Genomic DNA, 12,419 nt, shown 5'->3' with positions numbered 1-12,419 from the left:
GATAGTAATCGTCGGTGCGGACACGTGAATTAGCTGGCCCGCTCCAGGACCTCGAGGGCGAGGTGGCGGTACTGCTCAGCGCCCTGGGAGGACGGGGCCCACGTGATGATGGGCTCGCCGGCAACGGAGGTTTCTGGGAAGCGGACGGTGCGGGTAATCACTGAGTCGAAGACTTGGTCCCCGAAGACCTCCACGACTCGGGACATGACCTCACGGGCGTGGGAGGTACGCCGATCAAACATCGTCACCAGAATGCCGAGAATTTCGAGGTCGAAGTTGAGGCGATCACTTACCTTTTCCACCGTGTCGGTCAACAGGGCCAAGCCGCGGAGGGAGAAATACTCACACTCCATGGGGATGATGACTCCGTGGGAGCAGGCCAGCGCGTTGACGGTCAGCAAGCCTAGGGAGGGCTGACAGTCGAGGATGATGAAGTCATACTCCTTCATCACCGGACGCAGTGCTCGGGCTAAAGTCTGCTCGCGGCCAACCTCGTTGACCAACTGGATTTCGGCGGCCGAGAGATCGATGTTGGCGGGCACCAGGTCCATCCCGGGCACGCTCGTGGAATGGATGGCCGAATGGATGGAGGTCTGGTTGTCTATCAGCAAGTTGTAGACCGTTAGGTCCAGCTCGTCATAGGGCACTCCCAGTCCGGCGGACAGCGCGCCTTGGGGGTCGAGGTCAACGAGGAGGACTTTGCGGCCCTGTTCCGCCAGGCAGGCACCCAGGTTGATGGTGGAAGTGGTCTTACCTACTCCACCCTTCTGGTTACACATGGAGATGATCTTGGCGGGACCGTGCTTTTCTAAGTGTGCGGGCTGAGGCAGGTCGCGGACGGGTCGTCCGGTCAGTCCGAGTTCAGAACCCGGAGTCTCAAAGAGTCCGTCTCCGGTCACAGTCACTCCCTCTTCCTTGACGCTACTTACACCAATGTCATCCATAGACTACCCCCACCGGGGCCAACCTGGTGGAGGCACGTCCATCACCCGAACGGTCAAGGCTACAGACCAGACGGACGGTGAACGTCTCATGCCCGTGGATGCGCTTCCCGCCACACCTGCCGCAAGTTCTCTGCGGTCACGTGAGTATATATCTGGGTGGTGGTCACCGATGAATGGCCGAGCAGCTCTTGGACCGATCGCACGTCGGCGCCGCCTTCCAACAGATGCGTGGCGTAGGAGTGGCGGAGCGTATGGGGGGAAATTTCCTTGTCCAGTCTCGCGCGAGCACCCGCAGTCTTGAGGATGGCCCAGGCTGACTGCCGCGACAATGCCCCACCACGTTTGTTCAGCAACAGCGCATGGGACCTGCCGGTGGCGAATGCCGGGCGCGCCCGGACGAGGTAGTCGTCCACGGCCGCCATGGCGGGGGCACCGACGGGAACAATCCGCTGTTTGTTGCCCTTGCCCGTCAACCGCAAGATGCCGTCGCAATCGACGAGGTCATCGACGGCCAACCCCAGGATCTCGGATATGCGGGCGCCGGTGCCGTAGAGCAATTCCAACAGGGCGCGATCGCGCAGGTCGACGGGGGTGGCAGTGTCTCCGGTAGGGACGGCGTCGATAAGCAGGGACACCTCCTCGATGCTCAACGTGTCAGGCAGGTGCCGGCCGGTGGCTGGTGGGGACACGTCGGCGGCGACATCGACGCCGATGTGGCCCTCGACGACGGCGAATTTGTGCAGTCCGCGCGCAACGACGAGGGCCCGCCCGGCGGAACTGGCCGCCAGGCCGCCGCGGCGCAGGTCGGCGACGTAAGCCTCGATGTCGAGGGCCGTCACCGATCCCAGCTCCGTGATACCGGTTGCCTCGAGCCACTCCAGGTAGCGTTCGACGTCGCGGCGATAGTTGCTCAAGGTGTTAGCGGATAGGCCCCGCTCCACGGCAAGGTGGTTGAGCCACGCGGTGGCCAGCGCGCGGGCGGAGATCACCGGGGCAGCATCTTCATGTCGGGTGCGATACCTTCATCGATCCGGCGCTGTGCCAAGCTAGCGGGGCGCAGATCGAAGGGGACCGACACCGGCCGCGCCTCCGAGCGTCCGGCGAGAACCTCTGCGGCGGCGAAGATCCCGGCGATGGCGATGGAATTGACTATCTCGCCGGACATAATCATCGACACCGCCTGCTCAACGCTCACCCATTGGGTGGCCATGTCCGCCTCTTCGTCGTCACCGCTGGGAGGGCGGCCGACCTCGCTCAGCGCAGTGGCCAGGAAGACGCGGACCGATTCGTCGCAGAAGCCGGGCGAGGTCACCAGATCAACCAGGACGGACCACGAATCCGCAACGAGCCCGGCTTCTTCCTCCAGCTCCCGTTGGGCGCCGGTGAGCTCGTCTTCGCCGGCCATGTCGAGCAGGCCCGCGGGCAGCTCCCACAGGCGGCGGCCAATGGAGTGGCGGTACTGCTGGACTAGAGGCAGGCGGCCGCGATCATCCACGGCGACGACCGCCACTGCACCAAAATGTTCCACGATCTCGCGTTTGGCCAAGGTGCCACCCGGCATCAGCACGCGATCTTGGCGCACCGCGAGGATCGGGGACTCGAGAAGAACCTCGGAGCCGTGGACGGAAAACTCGTGCGATCGGGAAACCATGCCCACCAATCTAGTTGAGGGCTAGTTCAGGGCTAGTTAAGTGCAGCACCCACGAGGCCGACGAAGAGCGGATGGGCATCCGTCGGACGCGACTTGTACTCCGGGTGAGCCTGGGTGGCCACGAGGAAGGGGTGGATGGAGCTCGGATACTCGACGAACTCGACGAGGTTGCCATCGGGTGAGGTGCCCGAGAACACCAGCCCACTGCCCTCCTCGATGGCAGTTCGGAAAGCGTTGTTGACCTCGTAGCGGTGGCGGTGGCGTTCGCTCACGTCGGTGGAACCGTACAGCCCAGCCACGACGGAATCCTCCGCCAGCACGGCCGGGTACGCACCCAAACGCATCGTGCCGCCGAGATCTGCTTCGCCGGAGACCGCCGCGCGCTGTTCCTCCATCGTGGAAATGACCGGCGCTTCCGTCTCGGGATCGAACTCCGTCGACGTGGCCCCCTCGATGCCGGCCCGCTGGGCCGCTTCGATAACGATGCACTGCAATCCCAGGCAGATCCCCAGCAACGGAACGCCGTTGTCCCGGCAGTAACGAATGGCGGCGATCTTTCCGTCGATACCGCGAGAGCCGAAGCCGCCGGGAATGACGACGGCGTCGATGCCCGCGAGGGCCGAAGCGGCGTCGACAACGCAGGAATCGGAACCAATCCAGGCGATCTTCGCCTCGACGTGGTGGTGGAAACCGGCGGCCCGGATGGCTTCCACGACCGAGAGATACGCATCTGGGAGGTCGATATACTTGCCCACAATGCCGACGGTGATGCTCCGCTGCGGATTCTCTACCCGCTCCAGCAGGTCGCGCCACGTCGTCCAATCGACGTCGCGGAAGGGCAGGTTGAGGCGGCGAATGAGGAAAGTATCCAGCTGCTCCCGGAACAGGACCTCGGGGATCCGGTAGATCGAGGAAGCATCGGCGCAGGATACGACGCCTTCCGGCTCGACGTCGCACATGAGCGCAATCTTTTCCTTCAGGCCGGCAGGCACTTCGCGGTCGGCGCGCAAGACGATCGCGTCGGGCTGGATGCCGATGGCGCGCAGCTGCGCGACGGAGTGCTGCGTCGGCTTCGTCTTGAGCTCACCCGAGGGCGCGAGGTAGGGAACGAGCGAGACGTGAATGAAGAAAATGTTGGCGCGCCCGACGACCTGGCGCACCTGGCGCACGGCCTCGAGGAAGGGCTGCGATTCGATATCGCCGACCGTGCCGCCGATCTCGCAAATGACGACATCGGGGCGATCACCGTTGGCGTCGGGCTCGCCCATGGCGAGGATGCGCTCCTTGATCTCGTCGGTGACGTGCGGGATAACCTGCACTGTTTTTCCAAGGTAGCCGCCCCGCCGCTCCCGCGCGATGACCGAGGAGTACACCTTGCCGGTGGTGACGTTGGCGTTCTGCGTGAGGTTGCGGTCGAGGAAACGCTCGTAATGCCCGAGGTCCAGGTCGGTTTCCGCGCCGTCCTCGGTGACGAATACCTCTCCGTGTTCGAAGGGGTTCATCGTGCCGGGGTCAACGTTGAGGTACGGGTCCAGCTTTTGCATGGTCACGCTCAGCCCGCGGGCGATGAGCAACTGGCCCAGGCTGGCGGCCGTGAGCCCCTTGCCTAAGGAGGAGACCACTCCCCCGGTGACGACGATGTATTTGGTCGGCTCGGCTGCCATGGCATCCTCCTGAGAATATGAAAATCCGCAGGTGCATCGGTTGATTGCACCTACGGACCCTCAGCATAACACCAATATCTAGCGGCCGATAGTTACGCCTCTAAGGTGCAGGAATGGCCGCTTCCGCCGACGCCGCACTGCCATAAGCTCCGGCCTCACCGGCCAGCTGCTCGCGGACCGCGAGCACGGTGGCCAGTTGGCCCCAGGATCGGTCGACAGAATCGACCGTTGATACGCCAGCCCCATCGGCCCGTACCTTCGCCACGGCACCGCTTTCCGACGCCGCCGTGCGGATCCGTCCCGCCAACACGACACCGTTGCCGCGCGAGTCGAGTGCCTCGGAGAAATCGGCGAGGTTCTGGGCGGCAAAGGCCGCTTCCCCGGCACCATCGGAATCACCGGTGATGATAACGATGACTTGGCCCGGCAGGATCGTCCCGGATTCAAAATCGACGTAACCCGCGTCCCGCAGGGTACTCAGCAACAACGCGCGATCCTCGGAGCTAGCCTGCTCCTCACCGTTGTCGGGATTGAGCAGCAGCGCCGAACCCAACGCCTCCCCGGCATGCACGCCCGGATCGAGACGATCAACCGAGAGCTCCGCCCCCGCCGGGAGGGTATTGGTCACGATCGACTTGAGCTGATCGGCCCCCTCCCGCGAGAAAAACTTCTCCGTCAACGTGATCGTGCCAGCGTCGATGGCACCGGAGGCTTCCAAGAGCGTCTCGACGCCGTCCACTTCCCCGTCGTTGGCGTCAGCCGTGCGCATCACCAAAACCGGGCGTCCATCCAAGGTTCCGCGCACCGCCCCAGTAACCAGCTCCTTAATGACGCTGTCGGCGGAGGCCGCCTGGGACTCGGCGATGTTCGCCTGCTCTTCCGCGGCCGCAAGCTCGTCACTGTTGGCCGAGGGAGACAACCCCACTCCATCTGGCATGTTGGGGGCTAACACTAGAGTGCCGAGGGCCACGCCCACTGCCACGCCGACGCCACCGCCGGCGATGAGCCAGCCACCTACTCCGGGCTTTCGTGCCATGAGACTATGTTCCTCCCCTATTTGAACCAGCCCTGGACGGTCAGCGCAATACCGTTCCAGGTGTCGATGAGGTTGTTGATAAAGCTGTCCGAACCCGTCAAACCCACAATGAGAATGATGGCCGCGAGGGCCACGATGACGCCGAGGACGGCCCACAGCCACGCGAGGTTCGCACCCGAGCGCAGCACGTAGAGTTCGGTAATCGCCTTGGCATCAACCAACTTGGCCCCCACCTTGGTGCGGGTTAGCAACGCCGATGGGGTCGCCGAGGGATCGTTAGCGAACACCGCATCCAGATCGAAGCGCGAGCCAGCATTCACGATCAGCTGAGCGCCGTGGTAATCCGCGAGGAGCAGGGCAAGATCCGTGGCGGAGTCGGTCGCCGTCGGGAACGTCATGGCCCCGATTCCTAAGTCCTGGATCCGCTCCAGGCCCGCGGCATGCCCATCCGGGTCGGCCGGCAGCACCACCCGCGCGCCACTGCGAAGAACATCGGCACCAATCCCGGCGGGATTACCCACGATGAGATCCGGCTTGTATCCCAGCTCCAAGAGAGTATCCGCGGCCTCGTCCACGCCGATGATCACCGGCGAGTACTCCCGGATGAAGTTCCGCAGGAGCTTCACTTCGTTGCGATGATCTGGGCCGGGGCTGACAACCAACACCTTGCGGTCGTGGAGTTGGGCACCGGTGTCGGGGATGCCGAGGCCGTCGATAAGCAACGGACCTTCAGAGTGAATGAACTGAATCGTGTTCCCGAAGTAGGCCTCCATGTGGTCGACGAGCCCCTGTTGGGCCTCCGTGAACGCAGCCTCGGCGGCTTGGGCGTTGACCACCTGGCCCGAGCCAATCGTCTTCTCACCGACGTGGATGCCACCATCGTCGGTAATGCGGCCACGCTTGCCGTCCTTGAAGCCCTCCAGGAGGGAATCCCCCGCCCCCTCCACGAGGAGGATGCCCGCCTCCAGCAGCATGTGCGGACCGAAATTCGGGACCGCACCAGTGCTGAATCGGGCAAGGTTAATAACTGCCGCCGGAGAGGCATCGAGGAGCCGTTGAGAATCCTGGCGGGTGATATCCGGCGCATTGACCACGGCAATGTCGCCGGAGCGCAGGCGCTTAAATCCCTTGCCGGACGTGCAATCGCGCAGGGGTCCCTGCAGGCCGGGCAGGTCAACGTTGCGGGAGAACAGACTCATGGGGTCATTGTGACGCGAGCGACCCGATCGGTGGTGAAGGCGCGCGGGTTAGTGCGAACGAAACTCCGCCCGCTCACTCCGCGCCCGATCAAGCAGCTCAGTCGCGTGGGCGCGCCCGGTGTCGCTCCCATCGAGGCCGGCCAGCATCCGCGCTAGTTCCTCCACCCGTTCCTGGTCGTTCAAGGTGAGCACCCCTGAGGTGACCGCGTCGTCGCCGACGTCCTTCGCCACTAGCAAATGGGTATCGGCGTAGGCGGCGACCTGGGGCAGGTGGGTCACCACAATGACCTGGTTGCGCCCGGCCAGGCGGGCGAGGCGGCGGCCAATCTCCACGGCGGCCCGACCACCGACCCCGGCGTCAACCTCATCAAACACCAACGTGGCCCCCTCACTATCCGCGGAGAGAATCACCTCCAGGGCGAGCATGACCCGGGATAGCTCACCACCGGAGGCCGAGGCGGCCAGCGGGCGGGGTTCCGCCGCGGAATTGGGGGCGAGCATGAGCTGCACAGCGTCCGCGCCATCCTTGCCTGGATCTCCGACGCTGATGTCGACAATGAGGCGTGACTTGCCCATAGCCAGGCCCTGCAACTCGGCGGTGACTGCCTCTCCCAGCGCTTGGGCTGCTTTCGCCCGGGCCGCGCTCAACTTCTTTGCAGCCACCCCTAGTGCCTTCTTCGCCGCCACGACTTGTTTCTTCAACTCATCAAGAGCCTCGGAGGAGATATCGATCTTTGCGAGGCGAGCCCGGGCCTTTTCGCGCCACGCGATGACCCCCTCAGCGTCGTTGGCATACTTGCGGGTGAGCACCTTCAACTGCTGTTGGCGTTGGAGCAACGCGTCCAACTGGTCAACATCGGATGGGAGGTCAGCCAGATAGCTGCCCAGCTCGGCGGAGATTTCCCGCAAGCCAGTCGTCATCTCCGCCAACCGCTCGCCCAACTCCTTCAGCGTTGAGTCTTCGGAGGCCAGCAAGGCGGCTTCGGCTCGACCGAGCAGGGTCGAGGCAGCATCCTCTTCTGTCTCGTACCCGCCAAACACCTCGGGGCCATCAATCGCCCCCAGCGCAGTGGTCGCTTGCTCCCGGAGACTATCCACATCCTGGAGGCGTTGAATGTGCATGAGCAGCGCAGAATCTTCCCCCGGCTCCGGGTCAACCGCATTGATTTCGTCGAGAGCGAACTGCAGGCGGTCGATCTCCTGGGCCAATTCGCGCCGCGACTCGGTGCGCTCCTGCAAGTCCTTCGACAGCGTGCGCCACGCCCGATACTTCTGACGATAATCCGCCAGCAAGGGAGCGATGCGAGGATCAAATCGGTCAAGGGCTGCCAACTGCTGCTCGGGCGCCAGCAGGCGCAGCTGATCATTTTGTCCGTGGATGGTCAAAAGTGGTGCCGTGAACTCGGCCAAGGTCGCGGCGGGGACTGATCGGCCGCCGAGATGGGCGCGGGACCGTCCCGCAGCACTGACGGTGCGGGAGGCGATGTACTCGCCGTTTTCGTCGGCCGCACCCCCGGCGGCGTCGACAAGCTCTTCTACTTGGGTAGACGCCGACTCGGAGGCGATGAATCGCCCCTCAACCACGGCCTGTGCTGCTCCGCTGCGCACGCGGGAAGCGTCGGCGCGACCGCCAGCCAACAGACGTAGGCCGGTGACGACCATAGTTTTTCCGGCTCCAGTTTCGCCGGTCAGGACCGTGAGGCCTTCGGCTAATTCCGCCGTGGCCGCTGGGATGACGCCGAGATTCTCAATGGCGATGTCTGCGAGCATGCGAGCCAGCCTACGCGAACACTCGTGCTAGTTCTTCGTCGAGGTCCGCGGACCTCGCCATCCCGACACCGGCAGCCGCAACTTCGTCACCAATCGATCCGTGAACGTGGAGTTATCCAGGCGCACCCACCGCACAGAACGACGCCCGCGCACCACCTCGACCCGCGATCCCGGCGGCATGGGAATCGGGCGGAAGCCATCCATAACCGCCATCGCGGGCGACGCATCGGGGTTCGATTCGACCGCAACGGTGGAGTACGGGGACACGACCAGCGGCTTGGTGAACAGCGCGTGCGCATTGTTCGGCACGACCAAAATCGCATCGAGCTCCGGCCACAATACGGGACCACCAGCGGAAAAGGCATACGCGGTCGAACCGGTCGGGGTGGAAATAAGGACTCCGTCACACCCAAACGACGACACCGGGCGCCCGTCGACCTCGAGGATGGCATCCAATACGCCGCGCCGGTTGAGGTTTTCCACGCTGACCTCGTTGAGCGCCCAGCCTCGACCAATGACCTCCAAGTCGTTGTCCAACACCGTGACATCGATCGTCATGCGGTCCTCAATGCGGTACTCGCGATCAATGACCCGCCGGATTGCCTCATCCAGCGACTCCGCCTCCCACTCGGCGAGGAAGCCGACATGTCCAAGGTTGATGCCAAGAACCGGCAAGTTGACAGCGTGGGCAAGGTCAGCGGCGCGCAGGAACGTGCCGTCGCCGCCCAGCACCAGCACCAGCTCGCAGCCCTCGGCGGCCGTCTGGGAATGGGTGACGCGCTCCAGCGGTGAGAGAATCTCACTGCCTTCCAACGGGCGGCCATCCTGATGGACCAGCACCCTGACCTTAATGCCGGCCGCCTGCAGCAGCTCCGCAGTGCGCTCAGCAGCGGAGATGTTAGAACTCCGTCCCGTGTGGGGGACGAGCAATACCGTGCGGGCTGTCGTCGGTGCGCTCACTGGGGTCCTTCCTGGACGGCCGTGTCGATCATGGCATTGAGTTGTTCCGGCGTGGGGGCTGTCTTGCCGCCATCCTTGACCAGCCATAGGAAGTATTCTACGTTCCCGCTCGGACCCGGCAGCGGCGAGGCCACCACTCCGTGGCAGCTCAATCCCAGCGTTTGGGCAAACTGAGCGACCTCCGTTGTCACCTCCGCGCGCAGTTGTGGGCTCTTCACCACACCGCCGTTGCCCAGACGATCCTTACCGACTTCAAACTGTGGCTTCACCATGGGCAACAGGTCCGCACCGACAACCAAGGAATCGGCGATCGCCGGGAGAGTTAGGCGAAGAGAAATGAAGGACAAGTCACCGACCATGAGCTCGGCGGGACCGTCCATCATCTCCTGGGTGAGGTTGCGGATGTTCGTCCGGTCGAGCACCGTCACGCGTTTATCGTCCTGCAAGCGCCAGATCAGCTGTCCATAGCCAACGTCGACGGCGACGACCTCCCTCGCGCCGCGACGAAGCAGGACGTCGGTGAATCCACCCGTCGACGCACCCGCATCCAGGACTTTCTTCCCTTTCACGGATAGGCCCAACGGCTCGAAGGCCTCCAGCGCCCCCAGCAGTTTGTGCGCCCCCCGCGACGCCCAGTTCTCATCGCCGGAATCCTCCACGCGGATGGAGACCTCCGGCTCCACCACCGTCGCCGGCTTCAGCGCCGGGAAGCCCCCGACGATCACCCGACCAGCCTTGATCATCTCCACGGCCTGCTCGCGCGAACGAGCGATCTTACGGCGCACTAGCTCGGCGTCAAGACGCCGCCGTGACACGGCCATCCGCGCCCTCCTACCCCTCGTTGTCCTGCAAAGCCCGGTGCAACACCGCGTGCGCCCGGGTGAGCTGCTCGGCCTCCGCTGCAAGCCCCTCGGCCGTCTCGCCGAGGATCTCCTCGATCTGCTTATCGACGTCCGCCGGACTCAACCGATGCGACTGGCCTTCGCTTGCCCTGCGGGCAAGCTCCGCTGGATTGACCACTGGGTTCGTCACCGCCACCCAGCAACGACACGAGCAGCATCCTCCGACATGGGGCGGATGAGCGCAGGCTCCTTCTTCCCCGCCCAGGCGACTTCCAACACCGTCCGAAGGGCCTCGATGGACGTCGACTCCGGGGTTCCCCGCTCCAGGAGAATATCCGCACCGTCAATCCGAGCGGTAAACCCACCCTGAGCGCCGGGCTGAAGGTTCTCCGGAGCTTGGTGGAGATCAAGCAGCGTCTCGCCGATGTAGGTTGGGCGCTGATCCTCTGGCGCTTCGATGAGCGCGAGTTCGCCAGAGACCCCGGTGAGGACATGGAAGGTGGGCATCTTCGCGGCGTTGCCGCCCTGGATATCCGTATCGAGGCGATCACCCACGGCCAGCGGCGACTTCGCCCCAAGCCGGTTGACGGCTGAATAGAACATCGCCGGGCCGGGCTTCCCAGCCGACTGCGGAGCAACCTCAGTGGCCGTGACCACGGCCGCCACCATCGATCCGTTGCCGACCATCAGGCCGCGCTCAGTGGGCAGCGTCGTATCCAAATTAGATGCGAAGTAACGTGCCCCTTGACGGATGGCGAGTGCGGCCTCGGACAGCTCCCGCCATCCCAGGTCCGGATTCATGCCCTGCAGCACGGCTTTCGGCTCATCCTCGGCGCTATCGACAACCACGTAGCCCGCATCAATGGCCAGCGCCCGAAAAGAATCCGTGCCGACGATGAGAATCTTGTCTCCGGGTTGCAGATGCTCTGCAGCCATATCGATGGCAGCTTGCGCCGAGGTAACCACGTTCGCTTCGCTCGTCTCCAGCCCAATGGCACGCAATTTCTCCGCCACCGCCCCGGGGCCGCGCATCGCGTTATTGGTGACATACATGCTGTCGACCCCAGCCGCAGCGGCACCCGAAATAGCTTCTACCGCACCGGGAATAGCTCGCCCGCCCTCCCATACGGTTCCGTCGAGATCCAGCAGTAGGGCATCATGTGAAGCGAGAAGACTCATGCCCACGACTCTACTTGTTAGCCCAGTTCCTCGAGACGATCGGCAGCATCAAGCAGCTCATCCTCGTCGATCTTGTCGGCGTGGCTAAACCACGTTTTGGCCTCATCCACCCGACCCGCCGCGGCCAAGGCGTCCGCGTAGGCATAGGAGAGGCGGGCGGCGATGGGGCCGGTCGCATCCAGCGATGGCTCCAAACGCTGCAGGGTCACCACCGCGGCATCAACCTGACCCATGTCCAAGCGTGCACCGGCAACGACGATCGCCAGCTCGACCTTGCCCTCAGCGTCCAACTGACGAGCCTCCTCCGAACGACCCAACTCAACTGCCTTCTCGGGCCGGCCGAGGCCACGCTCACAATCAGCCATGACCGCCAGCAACCCTGGACCGCCGGACATCCTGCGCGCTGCGCGCAGCTCCGCCAGCGCTTCCTTCCACTCTCCTGCCCGATAGGCAGCAATGCCATTGGTCTCCCGGGCGACAGCGACGCGACCAGCGCGGTTCTTCGCCGCCTGCGCGTGACGCAACGCCAACTGCGGATCATCTTCCATGAGGGTGGCAGCCATAATCATGTGCTTGGCCACGCCCTCCGCATTGTCCTTGGACAACACCTTCAGGTCTTGCAGAACCATCGGATCCAAATCATGGATATCAATGTCAGCCGGCAGATCCGGTTCCGTCAGCCGCTTGTTCAGGCGCTCCTCGCGGAATCCTGAGCGCTGCGGTGCGGAACGGTTGGAGGAAGAATGCTCCGCGCCGGCTCGCTGTGCGTGCCGACGGTCGCCCTGTCCCCCACGGCGATCTGGACGGCCACCGCGGTCAGCACGATCTCCCCGCTCACCCCGGTTGTCGCGGTCGCCCCGGGAGGGCTTGCGGTTGTTGGACTGGTTGCGGTCACGTGACGGACGATCAGACATAGAACCATTCTTCCCAAAAAAGCCCCTAAGGGGGCACAAATGACGACAGGCGCGGCCTACCGAGGAGAAGACTCTCAACTCGGTAGGCCGCGCCTGTCATTCCTCTTTTAAGTTTTTAGTGTCGGCGGTAACCTACTCTCCCACACCCTCCCAGGTGCAGTACCATCAGCGCAACCAGGCTTAGCTTCCGGGTTCGGAAAGGGACCGGGCGTTTCCCTGCTGCCATCAACCACCGACACACCCACCGAAACAACACCACC

Annotated in this window: 12 protein-coding genes and 1 rRNA gene; all 13 read right to left on the bottom strand. The window is 64.0% G+C overall.

All coding sequences use genetic code 11. The features are described 5' to 3' along the window. Nucleotides 1-29 precede the first annotated feature (29 nt). Nucleotides 30-899: a ParA family protein gene (locus CATRI_RS06115; protein ID WP_290220995.1), complete on the bottom strand. Its 870-nt coding sequence runs from the start codon at nucleotides 897-899 to the stop codon at nucleotides 30-32. A 131-nt stretch (nucleotides 900-1,030) separates the two neighbouring features. Beyond that, nucleotides 1,031-1,930: a site-specific tyrosine recombinase XerD gene (gene xerD / locus CATRI_RS06110; protein WP_290220992.1), complete on the bottom strand. Its 900-nt coding sequence runs from the start codon at nucleotides 1,928-1,930 to the stop codon at nucleotides 1,031-1,033. After that, nucleotides 1,930-2,595 carry an NUDIX domain-containing protein gene (locus CATRI_RS06105; protein ID WP_290220667.1) on the bottom strand — a complete coding sequence of 222 codons (666 nt, stop codon included), beginning with the start codon at nucleotides 2,593-2,595 and terminating at the stop codon, nucleotides 1,930-1,932. Before CATRI_RS06105 ends, xerD begins: the two co-directional genes overlap by 1 nt. Before the next feature lie 32 nt (nucleotides 2,596-2,627). Next, nucleotides 2,628-4,259 carry a CTP synthase gene (gene pyrG, locus CATRI_RS06100; RefSeq protein ID WP_290220649.1) on the bottom strand — a complete coding sequence of 544 codons (1,632 nt, stop codon included), beginning with the start codon at nucleotides 4,257-4,259 and terminating at the stop codon, nucleotides 2,628-2,630. A 100-nt stretch (nucleotides 4,260-4,359) separates the two neighbouring features. Next, nucleotides 4,360-5,295: a copper transporter gene (locus CATRI_RS06095; protein WP_290220644.1), complete on the bottom strand. Its 936-nt coding sequence runs from the start codon at nucleotides 5,293-5,295 to the stop codon at nucleotides 4,360-4,362. Nucleotides 5,296-5,312: 17 nt separating this feature from the next. Further along, nucleotides 5,313-6,494: a putative cytokinetic ring protein SteA gene (gene steA / locus CATRI_RS06090; protein WP_290220639.1), complete on the bottom strand. Its 1,182-nt coding sequence runs from the start codon at nucleotides 6,492-6,494 to the stop codon at nucleotides 5,313-5,315. Between the two features lie 48 nt (nucleotides 6,495-6,542). Then, the gene (gene recN / locus CATRI_RS06085; RefSeq protein WP_290220637.1) at nucleotides 6,543-8,264 is read right to left on the bottom strand and encodes a DNA repair protein RecN; all 1,722 of its coding nucleotides are present in this window, start codon (nucleotides 8,262-8,264) and stop codon (nucleotides 6,543-6,545) included. A 27-nt stretch (nucleotides 8,265-8,291) separates the two neighbouring features. Then, entirely contained in the window at nucleotides 8,292-9,224 is a 933-nt protein-coding gene (locus CATRI_RS06080) for an NAD kinase (protein WP_290220635.1), read from the bottom strand. Further along, nucleotides 9,221-10,045, bottom strand: a complete 825-nt coding sequence (locus tag CATRI_RS06075) for a TlyA family RNA methyltransferase (protein ID WP_290220633.1) — start codon at nucleotides 10,043-10,045, stop codon at nucleotides 9,221-9,223. Before CATRI_RS06075 ends, CATRI_RS06080 begins: the two co-directional genes overlap by 4 nt. Nucleotides 10,046-10,055: 10 nt before the next feature. Further along, the gene (locus CATRI_RS06070) at nucleotides 10,056-10,256 is read right to left on the bottom strand and encodes a hypothetical protein (protein ID WP_290220630.1); all 201 of its coding nucleotides are present in this window, start codon (nucleotides 10,254-10,256) and stop codon (nucleotides 10,056-10,058) included. Next, the gene (locus tag CATRI_RS06065; protein ID WP_290220628.1) at nucleotides 10,253-11,245 is read right to left on the bottom strand and encodes an HAD-IIA family hydrolase; all 993 of its coding nucleotides are present in this window, start codon (nucleotides 11,243-11,245) and stop codon (nucleotides 10,253-10,255) included. The genes CATRI_RS06070 and CATRI_RS06065 overlap by 4 nt, the downstream gene beginning before the upstream one ends. Before the next feature lie 17 nt (nucleotides 11,246-11,262). Continuing rightward, complete coding sequence (locus tag CATRI_RS06060; RefSeq protein ID WP_435384186.1) at nucleotides 11,263-12,159, bottom strand: hypothetical protein; 897 nt, start codon at nucleotides 12,157-12,159, stop codon at nucleotides 11,263-11,265. A gap of 119 nt (nucleotides 12,160-12,278) precedes the next feature. Then, nucleotides 12,279-12,396 (bottom strand): 5S ribosomal RNA (gene rrf / locus CATRI_RS06055). Between the last annotated feature and the right edge of the window lie 23 nt (nucleotides 12,397-12,419).

Source organism: Corynebacterium atrinae (assembly GCF_030408455.1).
GTDB lineage: Bacteria > Actinomycetota > Actinomycetes > Mycobacteriales > Mycobacteriaceae > Corynebacterium > Corynebacterium atrinae.
This window is presented reverse-complemented; position numbering and strand designations above follow the sequence as displayed.

What these genes read in the sequence shown, in the direction of transcription:
- CATRI_RS06105 (WP_290220667.1), bottom strand. Translation starts at nt 2,595, where the DNA reads ATGGTTTCCCGATCGCACGAGTTTTCCGTCCACGGCTCCGAGGTTCTT.
- pyrG (WP_290220649.1), bottom strand. Translation starts at nt 4,259, where the DNA reads ATGGCAGCCGAGCCGACCAAATACATCGTCGTCACCGGGGGAGTGGTC.
- CATRI_RS06095 (WP_290220644.1), bottom strand. Translation starts at nt 5,295, where the DNA reads ATGGCACGAAAGCCCGGAGTAGGTGGCTGGCTCATCGCCGGCGGTGGC.
- steA (WP_290220639.1), bottom strand. Translation starts at nt 6,494, where the DNA reads ATGAGTCTGTTCTCCCGCAACGTTGACCTGCCCGGCCTGCAGGGACCC.
- recN (WP_290220637.1), bottom strand. Translation starts at nt 8,264, where the DNA reads ATGCTCGCAGACATCGCCATTGAGAATCTCGGCGTCATCCCAGCGGCC.
- CATRI_RS06075 (WP_290220633.1), bottom strand. Translation starts at nt 10,045, where the DNA reads ATGGCCGTGTCACGGCGGCGTCTTGACGCCGAGCTAGTGCGCCGTAAG.
- CATRI_RS06065 (WP_290220628.1), bottom strand. Translation starts at nt 11,245, where the DNA reads ATGAGTCTTCTCGCTTCACATGATGCCCTACTGCTGGATCTCGACGGA.
- CATRI_RS06060 (WP_435384186.1), bottom strand. Translation starts at nt 12,159, where the DNA reads ATGTCTGATCGTCCGTCACGTGACCGCAACCAGTCCAACAACCGCAAG.